The organism is Limosilactobacillus portuensis (genome assembly GCF_014838735.1).
GTDB lineage: Bacteria > Bacillota > Bacilli > Lactobacillales > Lactobacillaceae > Limosilactobacillus > Limosilactobacillus portuensis.
The window spans coordinates 1-21,739 of the sequence record NZ_JABUXQ010000024.1; the positions used below are offsets into that span (position 1 = coordinate 1).

Below are 21,739 nucleotides of genomic sequence, written 5' to 3' on the forward strand. Positions count from 1 at the left end.
CTTTTTCAACTCTGATTTCATACAATCACCTCAAATAATTGATGAAACCAGTATAAAAAAATGTAGGAAATCCGACAATTTCAAATCGGTGATTTCCTACATTTTAAAACCGTTGTTAACATCCGACTAAGGATGTTGGTCTTAACCAACAATCTGGGAAGATTCAAAACTCCGTCAATGGTCAAAATGTTGCTAAGGGAACTACCTTAACTTACGGTTTGACAACTGATGATGTACCAGCTAACCGGGCACAGAAGATTACTTCTCGTTCAATCGTTGATACACTTGATAGTAAGGCTCAATACCTTGGGTACAAGGCCTTCATCAAGGGTGCTGATGGCAAGTTAGTTGATGTTACTGAACACGTTAATCTAACTCAAGATGGTCAGAAGTTAACCTTTGATGAAGATAGTTACTTGCTTGATCGGTACAACCAAGACCTCACTAAGTCGGTTGACACCCCAATTATTGACCTCTTTGTTGCTGCTCAAGGCGATGGCTCTGATATTAAGAACTCTTATGACTTATACACTAACGGGGTTAAGACGACTTCCAACACCGTTGAAAACAAGACACCTAATGCGCCAAAGCCAGTCAAGGAAGACCTTAATGACAAAGGTGTTAACATTGATGGCAAGTACATGCTTCCTGGTGACACTAACGTCTTCAAGGTTAATGCCGATTACTCCGACTACAAGGGAGTTCAGGCTAGTGATGACTCTATCGCTAAAGGCTTTTACATCATTGATGATTACCCAGAAGATGCTCTTGATGTTGATACCAGCAAGTTTGTTGCGGTAGATAGTAAGGGTCAAACAGTTAAGGGTATGTCTTACAAGGTTTACAAGTCCTTTAGTGAAGCACCGGCTAATGTTCAAGCTGCGGTAGCTAAGTCCGGAATTAAATTAAACGGTTCCTTTATCGTGGCCTCAGCTGATGATCCAGCAAGCTACTTCAAGCAATATGTTCAAACTGGTGATTCCGTAAGTATCAAGATGCCGATGGTCGTTAAGGATGCCTTCAACGGTGAATACAAGAACGCTGCATACCAATTCGACTTCGGTAATGGTTATGCTACTAACATTGTTTCTAACAAGGTACCAAAGATTAATCCAACGAAGGACGTTGTTATCTCCGTTGATAATCAAAAGAGCCTTAACAACAGTAATATCAAGCTCAACCAGAACTTTGATTACAAGTTGACCGGAACAATGTTGCCAGCTAACGAAGGAAACCCAATTACTCAATATGGCTTCCAAGATGATTACGACCAAGTACATGACCAATACAATGGTCAGTACAGTGTCTTGCTTGATACTGATGTAACGTTAACTGATGGTACCGTTCTGAAGAAGGGAACTGATGTTACTAAGTACACCACCCAAGTAATTGATACTGAAAACGGGGCAGTTGATGTTGAATTTGATAAGGACTTCTTAGCTAAGGTTGATATTGATAAGAGTGCTTTTGGTGCTTCAGTTTACCTCAACATGAAGCGGGTTAAGGCCGGTGATGTTACTAACAAGTACACCAACATTATCAATGGTAAGAAGTATGTATCTAACACAGTTAAGACCCATACTGATGAACCAAAGAAGCCAGGAACTCCTAAGACGCCAACACCAACTCCTAAGCCAGAAACTCCACAACCGGCACAGCCAAAGGTTGAAGCTCCTGCGCAACCGGTTATTGCTGCCGTAACTCCGGCACCAGTTCAACCAAAAGCTGAGCCACAACAGGAATTACCACAAACCGGTAATGATGGTTCCCAAGCTGCAGCTGCTGGATTTGTTGGCTTGCTGTTAGCTCTTGGTTCATTTGGTTTGAAGCGTAAGAAGGATTTTGCTTAATCAAGTCTTTCTATCGAAAGGATGTTAGCTTATGTCATTGGTTCAGTTAGACGAGTTATCTGATCGACAATTGGAGTTCACTCAAGCTGGGATCACTAATTCTCCGAGGTGGTCAAAGTTAGAACGTCAATTATCTCTCCATGAACAACTCCAATGTTTAAGATATGTTTCAATGGAACCTAATCCATTACCTAAAGTTCAAGCGCAGCTTCAAGATAGGAATTTCTCCCCACAGATGCCATTGAAACAACATTAATAAAAGGATGCTCTACAGTTTGATTCTGTAGGGCATCTTTTTTAACCTTGTCCCCCCCTGGTAGACAAGGTTGATATAATTTAAGGAATTAGGAATAAATAAAAGTAGTTTGGATCTAAACCTTGTCCCCCGGGGGGACAAACTTGAGATCAAAATTGTGTCTAACTATAAATTAGCTTAATAACTTTGAAATTGACGTGAAAAGCACTCCACAGTATCTAAACAGGTACTATGAAGTGCTTTTTGAGTTGAACTAAGATAAGTCTTTTTATCTAACCTTGTCTACCAGGGGGGGACAAGGTTAAGTTCACCAATTATTTCTTTGGGGTGCTAAGCCATGCATCAAACCATAAGATCGTGAACTACTCGGCCATAAATGACCGAGCTTCTGGGAACACGGAGTAGTATTTAGGATCTTACACGTGTATTCACGCTACCTAACTTACAGAACTTCGTTCTTTTACCACGGCTAGTCCCTAGCCAACGGCTTTTAATCCTTTATGTAAGATATTAACTGCCGCATTAATATCCCGATCGTGATTAGTACCACATTTAGAACAAGTCCATGCTCTAACTTCTAACGGTTTCTTTCCACTGTGATACCCACAAGTACTACAGATTTGACTAGTGTAGTTCGGCTTAACAACGATTAATTGTTTACCATACCAAGCACATTTATATTCAAGCATGGTTCTAAATTGATACCAACTTGCGTTGGCGATGGATTTAGCTAAGTGGTGATTTTTCTGAAGATTCTTGGTTTTCAAATCTTCAATGACAATCACATCATATTGTTTTACTAAGTTCGTGGTCAATTTATGCAAATAATCTTTTCGTTGATTCGCTATCTTTTGTTGGTAGCGGGCTTTTTGTTGTTGAGCTCGTTGCCAATTTTGGTAATCGCTTATATCTTCTTTGATATCTTCGTGATTATGATTCCATTGTCGAACAGCAACAGTTACTCGATACTTACGTTTACTATACTTGGATTGCCACTTAGTGTCTTGTTTCTCTAACCATTTAGTGTGGAAAGTACCATACTTGATTCCATCAGAGCTGATAGCCAAATCAGCTATACCAACGTCAAGGCCAACAGCCTTTCCAGTTTTAGGTAATTCATTAATTTCCGTTTTTACTTGCAACGACAAGTAATACCGACCCGTTGGGTCGTAGCTAACCGTATATTGTTTGATTTTAGCTTTTCCAATGTAGCTAGTTTTGCTAGTTCGAATACCGCCTAGTTTTGGTAATTGTATCCGTCGCTTAGCAATTACCTTACAAGTTGACCGCCCCGTATAGGATTGCCGCAAAGCGTGGCGACTTTTAAAACGGGGATAGCCACCTCGATGTTTAAATAACATTTTAAAGGATTGTGCTAGGTTATGATTAACGACGAGAAAACTAGTAGCATCACTGGTTCTCAGATATGGATATTCCTGTTTGAGCCGTTTGAGCAAGTAATTCATACCATACTCATTCACAAATTGACTACTAGGGTTATTCTTATAACGTTTTTTCACCATACCAAGCATCAGATTCCAGACCTTACGATCATTACCAAACATTTGCCATAACTGCTGCCTTTGTTTTTCATTGGGATACAAGCGGAGCTTGATTCCCTTAATGGCTTCTGTCATTTTAGTTTCACCTCTTTTCGACGCTGATCATCAATATATTTAGCTACCGCTTGTTCATTAACAGCTCCAATACTTTCCACGTAGTAGCTGGGTGACCATAGATGACGACCATGTTTTTTCCAGTAACTGATTTGCAGTTCTGGACATTCTCTAAATAATTGCCAAGCTGAAATTCCTTTAAGCCAGCGCATGATATTGGTTACTGACAGTTTTGGTGGTGCACTAACCAATAAGTGGATATGGTCGTCTTTACCAATCTCCATATGTGCAATCGTAAACCCGTATTTTGAAGCAATCTCATATAGTGATCGCTTCAAGACTTCTTCCACGTGTCCTTTCAGCACTTTGTTACGATATTTAGTTCCCAAAATTAAATGATAATTAATATAACACAATAGGAAATAAATATTATCTTGTTTTAATATCAATTAGTATCATTAAACACTTAAGTACTGACTTGTATTGTTTGGCAATTTTTTATTAGTCGCCTATATTAAAGACACACTATTAAAAAGAGCAGATTTCTGGTATACGTATATTCACAAACTTATATACCGCAACTCTTTTTGTATAAGTGTCATTATATGGCAAAAGGTTCATTTACCACTGAAGTTACCTATATTCATTGGTAAAGGGGCCTTTTTGTACTCCTTTTAATTTTAATGAGGAGTGAACTGAAATGCCATCAACTGTTTCCGACAAAGAAATGGATGCTCTTTGTCGTCAATCAATTCAAAGTTATTTAGATTTAAAGGGAATCCCTTATACCCAAGATGCTAATTATTTACGCTTAAAAGATCATGACTCCTTGGTAATTGATACCCGAATTACTCCTAATAAACCTTATGAGACTTTCTACTGGAACAGTCAAGGCATAGGGGGAAATTTGTTTCACTTCTTGAGATATTATGAAAACTATTCAGGCAAAGAGGCTCTCAGTTTACTTGAGAAAATGGGTCCGGCACTTGCCAAACACCAACGTACAATTCCTAAAGTTCAGACAATTAAGAAGGTTTACCAATCTTACAAACATCAGGGAGTAAAGTACCCGAAACGTTCACTGGAATACTTTACTAAAGTGCGCAAACTTAGTTCCAAATTGGTTAATGCCATGTATCAGACCGGCTTAGTGAGAGAATTACCGAATGGTAATGCCTTCTTTGTTTGGTATAACCACAAGATGAAAGAAGTTGGTGGCGATGAACAGGGAACTTACATTAACCATCAAAAATTTGGTAAGCGGGGAACCAAGAAGAAAGTTGCCTGGGGATCGCAAAAAGATTTAGGTTTTCATTTCTCTTGTAATTTTGGTAATGCACCTCAACGCCTATATGTCTTTGAGAGCCCAATTGACGCATTATCATTTGCACAAATGCATGGCTGTGAATATCCGGGTAAGCAACGCTTCCTATCTATTAACGGGGCGGGAACAAAGGTTGAAACCCTACCTAAATTTATCGCAAACTTTGGCGTGCCGGCTGAATTACATATTTGTTTCGATACAGATAAGGCAGGCTTTAAGGGCGTTAATAAAGCTAAGAAACGATATGATTGGATGCAATCATTAAGGATCCCAGCATTTGAAAAGATGAAGTTTGTGGTGGATCAACCGCCAACCAAATATAAGGATTGGAATGAACAACTCCAAAAAGGAATTGATCATGAACTCAAAAGTCAATCTTATGAAAAGTATGTAGCTGAAAATAAAGATCGTTTTCCGGAAGAAAAGGAAACTAAGTTGCATTCACGCCCAGAACAACATTCAGTGCAGCTGAAAAAGCCGTCTGAAAACCAACCAGACTCTTTTGGCAATTTATATCAACCCAAGGTACAACAACGGTAAATTAAGTCGACTCTTGGAGTCGGCTTTTTTGCGCTTTTAGGCGAAATTTGGCTTGCTTAAAGGCTCTCATGTATGTTGGAAATAACAAATTAGTAGGAGAGGGACGGATCTGCTTTGTATGACTATTTAATTCTTACCGAAAAAACTAGTGAATTTGACCAATTTGTTCAAGCTTTAGGCGGAGAAACTGGCTTTTTTAATAATCATTCTTATAAATTGGTTCATGCTCGGGGACACTTGCTGGAGCTAGATGATCCCGAAAACCAGGTGATGCCTTCCCTTGCTGCCAAGTTCAAAAAGTGGAATTTGGAAAATATTCCTTGGAATCTACATGATTTTAGCTGGAAAAAGGTTCCTAAAAGAAATAAAAAAACTAAAAAGCCAGATCGTCAGGTATTGAGTCTCTTAAAAGAAATAAAAGCAGCTAGTAATAATGCCAAGGCAATTGTGATCGCAACAGATACCGATGCGACGACTGGCGAAGGGGAATTATTAGCTTGGGAGATTATTAATTATATTGGGTGGCATGGTCCTGTATATCGAGAATACCACGCTGATGAAAGCCCAGCAGCCATTCAAGAAGCAATGAAAAATTTGCACGATGTCTCTAATCAAGATAAAGATGGGTGGTTTGTTAAAGGTAATACTCGTAATTGTTGGGACTATGGTTCGATGCAATTAACAGAAGCGGCAACGTTATTAGTTCAGAACGCTGGTTATTACGTCAAAGTAATTAATGAAGGACGCTTAAAATCGGTTGCTATTTCTTTAATTTACCAACGATTATTGGCTATTAAAAACTATGTTAAAAGACCCTTCTACGAGATTAAATTTAAGGATAATCAAGGCTTTATCTATTCCCGGAAGGTTGATAAAAGCGATGAAGAGACAATCGAACAGATCCGACACTTAGATAAAAAAGGTGCGATTGAAGAATCAAAGAATTATCAATCGCCAACTCCCGTGACAGTAGATAGTAAACAACTAAAGTCCCAGATTCTCCATACTTTTACTGATTTAACTAAGTTGGACGGTACGCTTTCGCATAAGGGCTATTCTAGTTCGATGATCCAGAATGTTTACCAAGTTATGTACCAGAAGTATAAATTCCTATCATATCCCCGTTCAGACGATAGGACGGTTACTCCGGCTCAATTTGACGAATTAGTCAAAAATCGTAATCAAATCGCTAATCTAGTTGGTGTTGATCCTAACCTATTAACTCACCTAACTCCTAGAAAAGAGTTAGTAAAGAAGTCGGCAACGCACGGGGCTAACCGTCCGGGAAGTAAAGTTCCTCGATCTTTAGATGAAATCAGAGAAATCTTTAAGACAAAGAAAGAACAAGATTGTGCTGTCGATATTTACACTCAGGTAGCTGTCTGTGCGTTAGCTATCTTAGGTGAGAATTATGAGTATTACCAAGTTAAAGCGCATTTAACTAAGTATCCAGACTTTGTTTGTTCATATACTCAACCAGCTAACTACAACTATCGAATAATTCTTCAAGGGCAAACTAACTTACCGGCAAAAAAACCAGATCCAGGTACGATGGCCCGAGGATTCATTTACTGTGGGGCTAATCCTAAACCAGCTTGGCCGACTAAGAAATGGTTATATAGTCGACTTAATAGCTACAAGTACAGTATTGGGACTCCGGCAACTCAACAATCTACGATTTCGTCAATTAGTGATCCTAAAGAGAATAGTTATTTGTTGACGGCTAATAAAGAAAAACTAAATTTAACCCAACAAGGATTAATGGCGGCCTTAATTGCTCAAGATACTTATATTGCTTCACCGCAAGTTACGGTTCAGCTGTTTCAATTAATGCAAGCAGTCGGTGAGTTCAAAGTGAAGCCTGAAGCTGTTTTAGCAACCTTAGATCAAGTAATTAGCCATGACTTACCAGTAATGGTTAAAAATGTAGACCTAATTAAGCAAACGATTCCGCTTCCTAAGAAAAAGGATCCCAAAGATTATGTCGACTTTGAATATCAAGGGAAAACAATTCACTTTAAGAAAATTTGGGGTAAGCATACCTTTACTAATGCAGAGCTACAAGCCCTTTCTCAAGGTGAGTCGATTACCTTTAAATATGGTCGTAAGTCGATTACTGGTAGTCTGGGGCCTAAAAAGTTCCGTGGTAAGACGTATATTAATTTTATTCCCGATTTTGATAAGAGTAATAAGAAAAAGTGAGGCATATTATGTTTGAAATTGAAGCAAAGTTTAAGAGTGCAAAACCTAATCAAAACAACGAAAAAAGCCACCTGTTAGTTAATTTTTCAACTAAGTCTGGTGACTTAACTTTAATTATCTCTTCTAAGCAATGGATGGATTATTTCGTTAATGATAGCCAACCAGAACCGGGGAGTGACTGGAAGCTAAGGTTAGAAACAACGGTTATTCCTGAATTATCCCAAACAATGTTGAATCTCAAAAAAGCTAGCCCAGTTGAAGAAATTTCTCCAACATTAGCGACAAGCAATAATGACACCATTATTTTATGGCTTAATAAGATTTATCAACGCATGGGCGATCTATCAGTTTCGTCACAACAACAACCTTCTCTTAGTTCGCTAAACAATTCTGATAATCAAGAACCTGAAGATGATTTTTCTGCTTATGGATATAACTATCAACCTAATGTTGACAGTGTAAGCTCTGACGAAGGTGATGAGGAACCACTGAGTGACGTAAAAACACCGGTGTCCCATGATTTTAATTTACATCAACGAAAGAAAGTTGTTGATCCAGAAAAAGAAGCCGTTCAGCAAGGGACTGGTTCGTCAATTACTAACAACTTCTTTGATGATGAGGATAATCAAGATGAAGACGATAGTGAATCCAATAATGATGCAGTTTTAGCTGATCAAGACACCCAATCATCAAGTGAGATTAGCGCTAATGATAGTGACACAACTGATTCAACTAATCTGGTGGCTGATGACCAAGAACAAGATGTTGATCAACAAAATGGTCCCCTAGATGCCGGACCATTATCTGTTGATTTAAGCAGTGGACTATAAAGTAAGGAGGCTTAGCATTGAGTGATAATCAACGTCTAGTTAAAGAAACAAGCTCTAAGACGAAAAGGAAAAGTGTCTTGGAACGATATACCGATGATTTAACCGAAGCGGCCAAAAGAAACCCCAATAACTTTAAGGCGATTGCTCGTGATCAGGAAATGCGCCAAGTAGAGTATAACTTGGCTCGAAAGACCAAGAATAACCCAATTTTGATTGGTGACGCTGGGGTCGGTAAAACCGCAATTGTCGAAGGATTGGCTCGCAATATTGCCATCGGAAAAGTTGGTCCGCAATTGGCTGGTAAGCATATCCGGGTGTTACAAATTGCCAATTTAGGACGAGAAGACCCCATCGGTATTTTTCTCAAGATTATTGAAGAAGTTAAAGCTAGTCACCGCCAAGTTATTCTGTTTATTGATGAAATTCATACCATTATGGGAGTTGATCAAGCTAACGGTGCGCTAGATTTGGGTGATGTCTTAAAGCCTGCGATGGCTCGGGGTGAAATTCAGTTAATTGGGTCAACGACTCTCGATGAATATTACAAATTCATTGAACGAGATCCAGCGCTACAACGTCGTTTTCAACAGGTTAATGTTGAGGAGCCAACACCAGAAACAGCAATTACCATTCTCAAAGGAATCCAAAAGAACTATGAAGATTACCATGACGTCACTTATACTGATGCAGCCGTAAAAGGAGCAGTCAATCTCTCAGTTCGCTATATTGCAGATCGTTACCTACCAGATAAGGCAATCGACTTATTGGATCAAGCTGGTGCAATTGCGGCTACTAAAAAACAAAAAGTGGTTGATCTGAAAGATATTGCCTTAGTTCTTCAAGAAATGCGGGGAATTCCAGTAACAACAGTATTAAGTAATGATTCTGAACGCTTGCGTAAGTTGCCTGGCAACCTCCGTAAACTGGTTAAAGGACAAGACCGGGCGATTAATGAAGTCTCTAATGCAATTGCGATTGCTAAAGCAGGTTTACAGTCACCTAATCGGCCATTAGCTTCGTTCTTATTCCTAGGAACAACCGGAACTGGTAAAACCGCCTTAGCCTTAGCCCTTTCGTACTACTTATTTGATTCTTACCGCTCCTTAGTTCGCTTTGATATGTCTGAATTTAGTGAACGAGATTCAATTGAACATTTTCAACATATGGTTACACAAACTCTGAAGAAACAACCATATTGTATTTTATTGTTAGATGAAATTGAAAAGTCGTGTACTCCGGTCCATGACCGCTTACTGCAAATCCTCGACGCTGGAGAACTTCGTGATAGTCGTGGACGATCGACTAACTTCCGTAATTGCATTATTATCATGACCACTAACCTAGCTGCGGAACTAATTGCTGATCGGCAAAGCTATCAAGCTTCGGTTAAAGCAATTAAAGTTGTTAATAAATATTCTAAATTAGACGATGAGGATTCTCTTTTAACTCTTGAACGGCGTCAACGAGCATTTAGACAGTTAATTCAGGATGAATTAACGACTATCTTTCGGCCAGAATTTGTTAACCGGATTGACCACAAAATTGTCTTTAACATGTTAACTCGGAATATTATCTTGCAAATTGCCAATCATGATTTACAAGTGCTTAACAAACGTTTAGCTAGCCGGGGATTCAAATTTGAGTATGGAAATGACGTCCTTAACTACTTAGCTGATGTTGGGACGGACGTTGAGAATGGCGCTCGACCGCTTGAACGGGAAATTAATAAAGAGTTTACATCAATTATTAGTATGGACGTCTTACAGTTGGAATCGGACTCAAATAACAATCGTCACCGCATAAAGGCTTCCATTATTGATAATCGAAATGAATACCAACGGATGCCCCAGCAACGACACAACAAGAATGGTCGACAAATTAAATGGAGTTTATTGCCAGATGAGGAGAGTGTATTAAATGGCTAAGAAAGTTTTACTAGATTCAAATAAGACTAATAAACAAGCAGCAGCGGTATTAAAAGCCCAGAAAACTTTAAAGGACGAAAAGGCAAAACTGCGTTCTTCGCAAGAGGAAGAAACAGACAAAGCTTTTATTGAACTAGGAGAGAAAATTGTTAAACATTATCATATTAAATCAGCGAGTGAATTGGATTCTTGGTACCAGAAGGTTATTCAACAGGTACCATATAAAGAGCCACAGGAATCACAACCATTTAATTCTGATAATTCAAACCAGCAAAACTAACTTCTTTGGCGAAAGATTGTATTTCTTAAATCATTACTATTCTAACCTCTGAACTCATTAATAAAGGAGGTTAGAGAGTAATGAAAACTTGGTTCACGACTCAAGTCTTACCATCACTTTACCTAAATGATGCATTTGACAACATTAGTTCCGGCTTAAACAGCCTTGGTGGTCGACTCACCATGGTTCTTCTAGTTTTCGGAGCCGTCCTGTTTGTTGTCGGTGGTTACTACTACAGCTCTGGTGAAGAAGGTAAGCGAAAGGGTAAACACCTGTGGCTACAAGTAAGTGCTGGTGTTGGCGTTGCCCTAATTGCCGTTGCTATTATTAGTTACATCAAAGGCGTTATGGGTGGCGGTGGCTTCAGTTAGTTAATCCTCTGTTTTCCAAGCTTGATTTCAAGAAAAGAGTCTACCAAAGTGTAGGCTCTTTTTTGTGGCAAAAGTTGCTAAGGCTTAATACTTCCCTATGCTATTAGTGATTATAAATATATTAAGGAGATATTAAGGTATGGGTCTAATCAATAAATTATTTGGTCATGGTAAAGGCCTGCCCTTTGATGACCATTATCTAGTCCGCTTTGAGCTGGCTAAAGAATTTGCTCCGGAGAATAATGCAGAAGTAAAGAATGCCTTAGATTCTGTTTCAGGTGAGCAAAAACAAAATAATAAACCGGCAATAAGCGAAACATTACCATTTGCTAGTTTTGAAAGTGCTGAAGATTTTTTCATTAAGCTACGTGATATTGCAGCTAAAACAGCTAAACCAATTACTTTCGCTTACTTTAGTATTTGGGAATATGATCCAAATAAAAAGACAAAAGTTGGTAAAATTGGTTCTCCAGACGGTAATCCGCATGAAAAAATCCGTTTAGAAGGTAAAGGACATGAGTTCTTTATTTCTAGCGAGTATCAAAACATGACGGTTAAGATTTTTGAAGAGATCTTTAACGATCCCGAAAATAATGGTACTTATGAAGAAAAAATAGATTATTGTAAGGAAACTCGAGATGCTTATTTAAGATCAACTCATTTATCTGAAAGTGAAGTTGCTAAGCTTCCAACCGTTGAAGAAACAGAGTCGGGTAACGTGAAATTAACAATTCCGGCTTTAGCTAATCCAAGTATGGTTAAGGATGATACTCCAGTCCGGACAGATACCCCGATCTATGATCCAAGCTCCCAGTCACTCTATGATCCGCATTCTCAATCAGCAGCTGCAGCAACAACGGTAAATAATACTCCTAAAGAAGCTCCGGTTACTGTTAATTCAAGCGCTAGTTCATTAGTTGAATCAGTTAATAGTGAAGGGGTAAGGACCTTAGGCGCATCGTCAACGGTTGCCGCACCAGCCAGTCAAACTCAGAGTGAAGCACCAAAGGTTGATCATAGTTTGACTCGAAGAACCATTCGAAAGAGTATTGAAGATGAAGCTCAAGATCAGGTAGCTAATGCCCAAACAAAGGGGCATGTGGAAGCTCCACAATTTAGCGTGGCCGTTTTTGATCCAGTTGAACCTGGTACTGAAGGATATGTTGATTATCAGGTTAATCAAAAACGGAAAACCTTTAATGTAGAACTACGTAAGATTGCTTCGCAAATTTCTGATAAGAACGAAAAGGCAATTATCAAAGATCGTCAGGAAGCTAGTAAAAAGGTTGATCAAGCAGTTAAGAAATTCCATGCTGAACACCAACATGACGATGATAAAATCTTTAGTGATATTCAAGCAGAAATGCAAGGAAAAGCCAACGTTGAGATTGATGAAGCAAATCAAAAACTTGATATTGACCAACAAAAACAACTTGATCAAGCCCAAGAAGCTTATCATGCACAAGTGCATGAAATTGAACATCAGACTAAAGTCAAAAAGCAAGATAGCGAAATCTCAATTAACCAGAAATACACTGAGCAAGCTGAGTCGATCTTTAAGGATCGCCTATCTAAACATGATGCAGAATTGCAAAAAGCCGAAGAAAAATTAGTTCAAAAGCTTTCTTTGCAACTTGAACTTAATGCTCGAACTTTATCTTCCCAATTGCGTTCTGACGGCGATAAGGTCTTACAGGAAGCTTTCCATAAGATGAATGATGACTTGGACAAATTTAAGATTAAGACACTTCAAGAAAACAATAGCGCTAAGGAAGTTAATATCTCACAACAACGAGTTGAAAATGAAAAGCATCGACTAGAAACACCATATGATGACTTGAAACAAGCTAATCAGAAATTACAAGAGGTGCAAAACCAATTAGGTTCAGTTACTGCTGAAAAAAATAAGCTACAAAAGATTAATGAAGACCAGGAAGCTCTGCTTCACGCTAATAAGCACACTATTGATGGATTGCACCAGCAAGTTAACAACTTAACTACCAAGCAAGCCAATGACAAAGTTAATAAAGCTAATACCGAAACTAATGATATGTTACAAAAGTTGGTAGATCTGCAGGTAGCTAGTATGCTTGGTAACAATACACCTAATTTTCAAGCTAGCGAGGCTAATAAGCAACCAGCTAACTCGTCAGTAAGTGATCAGCAGATGAAATTAATGCTTAAAGGTTTCAGGCGTTTAATTACTGGATTAGTAATCTTCTCGTTATTACTTATTGGTGCTGGTGGGTATACTCTTTATCATCAGCAGCAAGTTCATAATCAACAAATGGTTGAGATGACTAAAATGATGAATGCTAAGGTGGCCGCTGCTAAGAAGGCTACCCCACAAAGCATTTCTCAAAGTGAGGCTAATAAGAAAGCATTAGTCGCACTCCATGAAAACTCACGGAGTAAATTAGCTAAATATTCCAATGAAAAATACTATGACCTAGATAAAGCAATCATTGATAATGATGCCTCTGCAGCTAATGCAGCGGTTAAGTCGATGGGAAATGATTTGAAGATGAATGATCACTACCGAGCTACGCAAGCCCAAAACTTATTGCAAACTGCTGGAAATAATTACTTAGCCACTCGGGTTGCTGAGGCAAATTAATCATTTTCTGCTTATACCTTCTTAATATCTTAAAAGCTCAAAGGATTTTACGTCCCTTGAGCTTTTTTGGCGAAAGATTGGTAATGAGTTAGGAGCGGTAGTTTTAAGGTGAATTAAGAAGAACTCTTCTTAATTTCAAAATTATACGAAATGAAGGGATATGCCTATGAAATCTAGTTATAGTAAGCTTTCTAGTCAATTTCTATTGGCAGCTTTGTTAGCAACCGGATCATCAATTGGCTTTATGAATAGTCAATCATCAACTATTCACGCTGATGTAGCATCAGATTCACTTGAAGTTACTGACACCCAAGAAGTTGATTTTATTGATCAACAAACTGGTAAAACAGTGGGACACCAGCAACTCACCTTAGCAAGTAACGGGAAAACCTTTGCAAATGATACTAAATTAAAGTTGCCAGATGGCTATAAGCGGACTGACAAGTTTGTTTATGATCTAGCCGCAAAAGGTGGCAAAGACAAACATTATAGTGACAATGACGGGAAAGTCGTTTGGAATGTTTATGTAGCTAAGGATACTACGGATAATGATGTTGTTACCGTAAAGGGAAAAGCTGGAAGGCAAATCACTACTAAGACGACTACTAGTGATGATGGTTCAACAGTGGTAGTCACAACTACAATTACTACTAAAGGGAACAAATCAACTACTAAACCAGCTGATGACAGTGGTACTTCGTCAACGGATTCGATGGATCCTAATAGTGACGGTTCATCTAGTTCTAGCAGCAAGGATTCTAGTAGTAATTCATCAACTTCCAATAGTCAGGATTCTAAGTCAGACGCTAGTTCGGCTAAATCCAGCAATTCAGCTAGTTCAACGAAGCAATCAAATGCTACTACGCTGATGGATCCTAATGGTAGTAGTTCATCAGCCAACTCAGCTTCGACTCAAAGCTCTCAAGCAAATACTACTTCATCTACTAATGATCAGGCTAAATCAGCTAATGAAAGTACCGATAAGACAACAGCACTTCCAGATCCTAACAGTAGTACTAGTGGAAATGGTACAGCTGCTTCAAACTCAAATGGTACTAGTTCAGGAGCAAACCCCAGTTCTAACTCCAGCGCCAGTTCTTCTTCAGCTTCCAGTAATCCAAGTAATGCTAACGGTGGAGGAAGTTCAGCAGGTAGCGCTAATGGTGCACAAAGTAATGGACAAGGTGCGCAGACTTTGCCCCAAACTAGTGCTGATCAGGCTCAACCAGCAGTTGAAAAGGGAATTGGTTTAGCCATGAGTGGCATATTAGCCGGTATTGGCTTAGGTCATGTAATTAAGCATCGTCGTGACGCCAAAGAGAAGAAATAGAAATTAGGCAGTACTTTTAGTACTGCTTTTTTATTTGGCGAAAGATTGTCGATTGAGGTAACCGTCTTAATCTAGCTCTGATGAATTGAAAAGGAGCCTTTCAAAAATGATATTGCATCATGATTACGATAAAGAGCGCCAAAGAAAAGAGGAAAAACCACATTTTCTCGGTTCTCCAGGTGGTCTTGTATTTATGTACTTAATAACAATTGTTATCTCCAGTATTGTCATGTGCTGGCTTACCGGAGTACTTGGTGGAGTTTGGACGTTCTTCCAAGATCCAGTAACTAAAAACGGTTTACATGGTTTATTCCTTGGTCAAACTAATGCAACTTATGGAAATGAATTAGATCAGGCTGCTTCAATAAGCAATTTAGGAAATTTCGCCATTGCTAAGCAATTTCCAGTAATTTTCTTAGTTTTAGAGATTACTTTTATAATTTTCTGGTCACGACCAATTTTACGAATTCACGCTCGCTGGCGACCACGACAAGCTAATCAATATGGTAATGACCGGCTAACGTCTGAACCAGAAATTTTACGTCAATATCCAATGATTGCTGATCGGGATCTTGAATTTCCAGGATACGGTGGAGTGCCGGTTGCTCACTTCCAACCATGGTCAATTTTTATTAAGTACCATCCAGTGCTTTTCGTTCGTGATTACTTAAAGCCTTGGTTGTCACATACAACTAAGTTTACTAAAGGGTTTTATGCAATCGACCAAACCACTGTTAATACTTTAGGAATTGGTACTACTCGTTCTGGTAAGGATGAGACTGAAGTTACTCCGTTAATTGATATTTTGTCTCGAGCAGCTAAGAAGTGCTCTATGGCAATTTTTGACCCCAAGACGGAAACATTAGCGAAGACTTATTTAAACCTCAAAAAACGAGGATATGAAATTGCTGTGCTAAATGTTAGTGATACTAACTATTCAATGTCTTATAACCCACTCCAAGCAGTCATTAATTATGCTAAGGATGGTTATTATGATGAAGCGCAAGAAGCAATTAACTCGCTAGCTACGACAATTTATGCTGATCCCAATGCTAAAGATAAGTTTTGGCAAGAATCTTCAATCAACCTGCTAAGTAGTCTTGTTTTAGCCTTAATTGACCATGCAGAACGAAACAACCGGAATTGGAAAGAGATCACAATGGATAACGTTATCCATATGATGACTGACTTAGGTGGGAAAGAAGTCCTGATTAATAAAGAGGGACAAATTATCCCTGGTAAGGATGACGATTTACCAGAAGTTGACGATGATAAGCCAATTGCTAAGAAACCCATGCTAGTTATGTACTTTACTAAGTTACGTCAACTGCAATCTTCAAATTATAGTCGCTGGCGTCAAATGGCGCTTGATTCATTTGCTCAAAGTAAATTCTCTGGTGACGAAACCCAAGGGAACATCTATAGTTCGGCAATTGGACCGATTAAGATTTACCTGCAAACCAGTATTGGCCGCTTAACGTCGTTGAATACCTTAGACTTTGAACGACTGGGATTCCCTCGTCGCTTAAAGTTGGTATTTCCTAAGGAATATCGTTTTAGTACCGCAATTATTAAAATTACCGATTCAACGGGAAAAGTAATTGAAACTAACAACTGTTCGGTAGATAAGTTATGCCATTTAGATTATGCCGTCCGAGAGAAACTACCGGAAAACTTTAATATTGAAGTATCCTTTAATTTCCGACGTAATAAACCAGTAATTATGAATGATTATATAACCTTTGCTGGGCGGAAAGTCTTTAAGCGAAAAGGGCTAGATCGCAACAATTATGTTATTGATGAGTACACCCAAAAACCGGTACTTAGTCGGGTCTCATTAGCGGTTAATGATAATCAGCTTCATGGAGAATTAACTAAAACTGAATTTGATTATTCAGAAGCTCCGGTAGCATTGTTCATGGTTACACCGCCAAACAATCCTTCTTATAACCAAATTCCAGCGTTTGCTGTTGACCAACTATTTAATGCCTTATGGAAAATGGCAGAAAAGAATGGCCGTAAGTTGGTTACCCGAACTCATATCGTTGGAAACGAGTTTGGTAACATTCCAACGATTAATAAGATGGAAACAAAAATATCAATTGGACTATCTGCCGGGATTTTGTTCGATCTTTTCGTACAGAACCTTGAACAGTTTGAAGATCATTATTCAAAGAGTCAGGCAGACACAATTAAAGCTAATTGTGCTAACTGGCTCTATATTCTGACTAATTCAAGTAAAACCGCACAAACGATTTCTACTTTAGCAGGGAAGCGGACAGTTGATGTTACCAGCAATAGTAGTAAACGTGGTGATTCGCAAAGTGGAAATGTTAACAGCTCTTATATTAGTCAACCGATTCTCTCGCCAACCGAGTTAACTAATTTCATGGGTGGTGAAATGTTAACGTTACGGACGACTTACCGCCAAGATCAAAAGGATCATTCGATCATGGCTTATCCAATCTTTGCACACGGGGTTACTAAGATGCCATTCATCCATAAGTTTCTTCAAGATGAATACAATGATGAACAAACTGTTGCGGATATTGGGATTAAGGCTCCCCATCGTAATTTAGACTTAGACAAAATCAGAATTAATTATGACGATGCTTATTTACAACTAATTTCAACTGATACCGATGATGACACGGAAACTGATGAAGAAAGTGGAAGCTTCGCCACACCGGAACCAGAGTCAAAGACAGAAACCGGTGAATCACAAGAGAATGTTAACGCTAATGTTTCTGACACTAGTTTTCAAAGCAGTCAAGATACTACGAGAATAGGTGATGAACCAGAAAATAAGCCAATATTTGATGACTTCATCTTAGATAATCACCGCTTCTTAACTGATATAAATGCCTTAATTTATAGCTATCTTAAGGATGTTCCACCTTCAGAAGTTCGCCAAGAATTTTTCAATCGAACTTATGACTTCTGGCGAGATCCAAAACATAATGATTGGGAATATTTAAGAGAATTATTTGCTGGTAACTCAGGGTTATACAACTCGCTTCGAGAAACGATTAAACAAAAAATTAATAATTTAATGAAAGGATGAGAAAGTTGGACTTAATTGCACTAATTAAATATGCCCTAACCAAGCTATCGCTGTTTGCAATTACGGAATCCTCTTTCAGTACGGCAGCTGCTGGAGGTCCCTATACTAAAATTCCTGATGGCGATACAGGCACGGTCATTAATTTCTATATAAACTGGTCTTCCTATTTACATTTAAATTATGGCTTTCTCCATGCCACTTATGGATACTTACAAAAAGCGACGGTTAATCTCATATTTGCGACCGATAAAGGACTTGAAAATATTTACGACACAGTATTTAGCTTTTTAGGTTGGGAAGGGAATATCTCTAATTCTAGTGGTCCTTTATATGGACTATGGTATTTCTTTCAGTTTATGGGGTGGTCATTATTAGCACTTGGATTACTTATTGTTGCCTTTCAGTCCTTAATGCACCGCTCTGATTGGGGAAAATTGGTACTAATGTTGTATTAGCCGCAATGACAATGACTTTATTACCGATGATGATGCAAATGTTTAATACGGTTGCCGTTGACGCTGAAAGTGCAATTAAGAGTGTCAAGGGTACCGAAATGACAACTGATATTGCTGTTCAGCCAATAAAAAACAATGTGATTGATTTAAGCACACTGATTAGGCGAGATTTTGGTAATTTTAAGTACAAGCCAGAAGCAAAGAAAATTCGGAATGTAGCTAATTGGAATGTTATTAATTCTGCTAAAGATGTTAAGAAAATGGACTTCGGTCAATACTTAGATAAGAAGACAATGAATGATGATTTGAAGTTAAGCAAATATAAGGCTGGAGAAGCGGCAATGAACTACCACCTTGAAGATGAACACAATCAAGTCGACGGTGGTTATATCATAGCTAAAAATTCTAATGCTGGGTTAGGAACTTTGAACGATAGATATTATTCACGTTATTCGGTTAACTGGATTGGCCTTATTGGTCAAGGTATCATTATTGGCGTTGTTCTCCTTATTGCCGGTATTCGGGTATGTAAAGATTCGTATGAATTAACTTTAATGAGTTTTATTGCTCCTTTAGTGGCTTACCGGAGTATCAGATCTACTAAGAAATTAAGGGATTTAATCTCTTCTATTGCAGGTATGTATACTTCAATTGTCTTTATGATGGCTTTAATTCGAGTCTACTTAATTGGGCTAGTAGTGTGCCAAGCTAAGGTTCCTGGTATGAACTGGTTCGAGCGAAGCATTGTTATTCTGATGCTGTATGCCGGTGGTGCATTTGCTATGTTCGGTGGGCTCAATTACCTTGAACGAGTAACAGGTGTATCTCAAGGTCTATCTGATGAAGCAGGACAAGCAATGGCTGTTGGTGCGTTAGGCGGTGCTGCTGGTGGTGCCGCAGTAGGCTTAGCCGGTGGGGCGATGAGTAAAGTTGGCGGTGCTGTTAGTCGCTTTAGTAATAATCGGACCAACGGTATTACTAGTAGCCGAGGTAACTCTAACAGTAGTAGTGGTTCAACTAGCAAGTCGAATGACCAAAATAATGCTCATGGTATTTCAAGTAGTCGTTCGCAACAAAATGGACAAAACAATCCACAAATGACTAATGCCAATCAGCAAAATCAAAAGGGTGGCTCACAGAATAATCAAAACAACCCAACCGGAATTTCAAAGTCTGGTAACCAAACTAATCAGAATAAAGCTAGTCAAACCAGTGATCAAAACAGTCAGAATGTTAATAATCCACAAAATGGAATCAATAGTTCTAACATTAACAATGGATCATCTAATCGGAATGAAGCTAATAATGGAATTAGTGGTCAGACCCCAGATAGCCAAGATCAAAATGGGTGGTTAAATGGCACTGAGCAAAATGCTATGGGCGATATTCAAAATATGAACCCTGTCTCAGATGATCCAACTAACCAAAATCCAACTGGAATCGGTTCTAATGATCCTACTCAAAACATGAATATGGATCCTAATGCTAATGTGGCAGAAGATCCTAATAATCATGGCCTTGATACTCCTGAATCTGAAAATAGTTGGGAAAACGATCCTAACTTAAACGATAATGACAAGTTTGATCCAAACGGACAGAATGGGATTGGTAATCAAAACGGTTTACCAAAGGATGATAGTTTTGAGGGACAAGCAGACCAGCTCAATGATATGAGTTCCGGTCAACCTCAAGAAGAAAAGCCTACATTTGATGGAGGTACTACTAGTTCAGACATTTCTTCAGGTGTTGGACAAACTCAATCACCAAGTACTGGTACATCAGCAAGTACATCAACACCAAATGCAGGTGTACGCATTGGTAATGTACTTCAATCTACCGGCAATCGGGTTTCTAATGTCTCAAGATCCGTTCGGCAACATTCAACTCAATACCTTAAGAATCACCGATTCAATATTGGAACGGGGAATCTTCATGGTCGTGATAGTGACCAATTAGATTAATAAAAAAGTCAGCTGTAAAGCTGGCTTTTTTAGTTGGCAATTGTTGTATACAGAATTAATTTACGTAATATCTAAGTGATTTAACAAAGAGGAAAGGATAGTTTTAGCAATGAACGATAACTATGGGGTTGTTAGTGGAATTGGCGAAGGAATTAAAATTGGCCTGTTCTTCGTAAAAGATATTTGCTGCCTATCAGCGGTAATAGTTCCAGCTTATTTAATGATGAACAATGGCTTTCCACCTACTGAAAAGCCTAAAAGTCTCCTGTTCTTTATTGTTGCAATTGTATTCGCCTTCTACTTAGATTTACACCCACTTACTAATCCGGGTAAAAGAAACTACGAAGTTATTTGGATGCTACTTAAGGATCGAAAACCAAAAAGCTATAAATCATTTGGCTACTATGAATTTCGACCTTTAGAAAAATTAAAGGAGGAATGGTCTCATGGTAATTCAAACCAATAAAAAAACAAAAGTTGGCAGACTCGGCAGAGCCAAAAAGAAAAATGATTTGTCAGACTTATTAAAATTCAATGGTTCTGATCCTAATTTAGATTCGTCGATCCTCAAGTTATTTAATTACAAAGCGATTACAGCTGACCATGATCATTTAATTGTTGCTCGTGATGGAAGTTATATGGACTTAATTAATATTCGTGGCCATGGCCTTTATTCCTTAACTTATGAGCAGCAAAATATCGTCTTGAGTGATTACCACAGATTCCTCCAAGTCTTCTTACCAGATCATAAATACATTATTACGCCATTTCCAGTGGATACTAGTCCGCAAAAAAGTTTCTGGGGTGAACGCTATATCAAGGTAAGCAATCAGTTACGAAGAGAAACTAATGCTATTCGACGTAAACAGTTGCAGACGCAACTTTATTACATCCGGATTAAGCAGAATAACAACATTTTAGTTGAACAATTGCTTCATTCTGAGGAATTTTACCTATTAATTTTTGGTAAGGATAAAGAAGAAGTGCGAGATAAGCGTAGCTCGTCAATTAATTCTGGTGGTGAAGCATTAATTATGAACCAGATTACTTTGGAAAAGAAGAAAGAAATTTTGTTCAGAATTAATAATCTAAATACAGAAATTAAGTAGGAGGAAAAA

General features: G+C 38.4%; 17 protein-coding genes and 1 pseudogene. 16 read left to right on the forward strand and 2 right to left on the reverse strand.

The window, feature by feature from the left end:
• Positions 1-134 precede the first annotated feature (134 nt).
• The 3 genes and pseudogenes from HUK49_RS08215 to HUK49_RS08220 form a co-directional block, all read left to right on the forward strand.
• A pseudogene (locus tag HUK49_RS08215) lies at positions 135-1,571 on the forward strand (SspB-related isopeptide-forming adhesin); the annotation flags it as partial.
• 117 nt (positions 1,572-1,688) lie between these two features.
• Positions 1,689-1,850, forward strand: a complete 162-nt coding sequence (locus tag HUK49_RS11560) for an LPXTG cell wall anchor domain-containing protein (protein WP_328797265.1) — start codon at positions 1,689-1,691, stop codon at positions 1,848-1,850.
• 31 nt (positions 1,851-1,881) lie between these two features.
• Entirely contained in the window at positions 1,882-2,106 is a 225-nt protein-coding gene (locus HUK49_RS08220; RefSeq protein WP_191913356.1) for a hypothetical protein, read from the forward strand.
• A 476-nt stretch (positions 2,107-2,582) separates the two neighbouring features.
• Here the strand turns inward: HUK49_RS08220 and HUK49_RS08225 are convergent, their stop codons facing one another.
• Together HUK49_RS08225 and tnpA are read right to left on the reverse strand one after the other, a co-directional pair.
• Positions 2,583-3,743 carry an RNA-guided endonuclease TnpB family protein gene (locus tag HUK49_RS08225; protein WP_191913357.1) on the reverse strand — a complete coding sequence of 387 codons (1,161 nt, stop codon included), beginning with the start codon at positions 3,741-3,743 and terminating at the stop codon, positions 2,583-2,585.
• Entirely contained in the window at positions 3,740-4,171 is a 432-nt protein-coding gene (gene tnpA / locus HUK49_RS08230) for an IS200/IS605 family transposase (protein ID WP_191913358.1), read from the reverse strand. The genes HUK49_RS08225 and tnpA overlap by 4 nt, the downstream gene beginning before the upstream one ends.
• Positions 4,172-4,422: 251 nt before the next feature.
• On the opposite strand from tnpA, the gene HUK49_RS08235 reads away from it, so the two are divergent.
• The 13 genes from HUK49_RS08235 to HUK49_RS08295 all read left to right on the forward strand — a co-directional run bounded on the left by HUK49_RS08235 (position 4,423) and on the right by HUK49_RS08295 (position 21,730).
• Positions 4,423-5,586, forward strand: coding sequence for a toprim domain-containing protein (locus tag HUK49_RS08235; RefSeq protein ID WP_191913359.1), 1,164 nt, complete (start codon positions 4,423-4,425; stop codon positions 5,584-5,586).
• 114 nt (positions 5,587-5,700) lie between these two features.
• Positions 5,701-7,788, forward strand: a complete 2,088-nt coding sequence (locus HUK49_RS08240; protein WP_191913360.1) for a DNA topoisomerase — start codon at positions 5,701-5,703, stop codon at positions 7,786-7,788.
• Between the two features lie 8 nt (positions 7,789-7,796).
• Complete coding sequence (locus HUK49_RS08245; RefSeq protein WP_191913361.1) at positions 7,797-8,618, forward strand: hypothetical protein; 822 nt, start codon at positions 7,797-7,799, stop codon at positions 8,616-8,618.
• 17 nt (positions 8,619-8,635) lie between these two features.
• Positions 8,636-10,543 carry an AAA family ATPase gene (locus HUK49_RS08250; RefSeq protein ID WP_235981067.1) on the forward strand — a complete coding sequence of 636 codons (1,908 nt, stop codon included), beginning with the start codon at positions 8,636-8,638 and terminating at the stop codon, positions 10,541-10,543.
• Entirely contained in the window at positions 10,536-10,823 is a 288-nt protein-coding gene (locus tag HUK49_RS08255; protein WP_191913362.1) for a hypothetical protein, read from the forward strand. Before HUK49_RS08250 ends, HUK49_RS08255 begins: the two co-directional genes overlap by 8 nt.
• 80 nt (positions 10,824-10,903) lie before the next feature.
• On the forward strand, positions 10,904-11,194 hold the full coding sequence (locus tag HUK49_RS08260) for a DUF1097 family protein (protein ID WP_191913363.1): 291 nt from the start codon (positions 10,904-10,906) through the stop codon (positions 11,192-11,194).
• 139 nt (positions 11,195-11,333) lie between these two features.
• Positions 11,334-13,811 (forward strand): coiled-coil domain-containing protein, encoded by a 2,478-nt coding sequence (locus HUK49_RS08265; RefSeq protein ID WP_191913364.1) that lies wholly within the window; start codon positions 11,334-11,336, stop codon positions 13,809-13,811.
• 166 nt (positions 13,812-13,977) lie between these two features.
• Positions 13,978-15,141, forward strand: coding sequence for a hypothetical protein (locus HUK49_RS08270; protein ID WP_191913365.1), 1,164 nt, complete (start codon positions 13,978-13,980; stop codon positions 15,139-15,141).
• 106 nt (positions 15,142-15,247) lie between these two features.
• Entirely contained in the window at positions 15,248-18,205 is a 2,958-nt protein-coding gene (locus HUK49_RS08275; protein ID WP_191913366.1) for a VirD4-like conjugal transfer protein, CD1115 family, read from the forward strand.
• A gap of 5 nt (positions 18,206-18,210) precedes the next feature.
• Positions 18,211-18,660: a hypothetical protein gene (locus HUK49_RS08280; protein WP_191913367.1), complete on the forward strand. Its 450-nt coding sequence runs from the start codon at positions 18,211-18,213 to the stop codon at positions 18,658-18,660.
• On the forward strand, positions 18,630-20,621 hold the full coding sequence (locus HUK49_RS08285; protein WP_191913368.1) for a pLS20_p028 family conjugation system transmembrane protein: 1,992 nt from the start codon (positions 18,630-18,632) through the stop codon (positions 20,619-20,621). Before HUK49_RS08280 ends, HUK49_RS08285 begins: the two co-directional genes overlap by 31 nt.
• A 109-nt stretch (positions 20,622-20,730) precedes the next feature.
• Positions 20,731-21,087, forward strand: coding sequence for a hypothetical protein (locus tag HUK49_RS08290; RefSeq protein ID WP_191913369.1), 357 nt, complete (start codon positions 20,731-20,733; stop codon positions 21,085-21,087).
• Positions 21,068-21,730, forward strand: coding sequence for a hypothetical protein (locus HUK49_RS08295; protein WP_191913370.1), 663 nt, complete (start codon positions 21,068-21,070; stop codon positions 21,728-21,730). The genes HUK49_RS08290 and HUK49_RS08295 overlap by 20 nt, the downstream gene beginning before the upstream one ends.
• Positions 21,731-21,739: the final 9 nt, after the last annotated feature.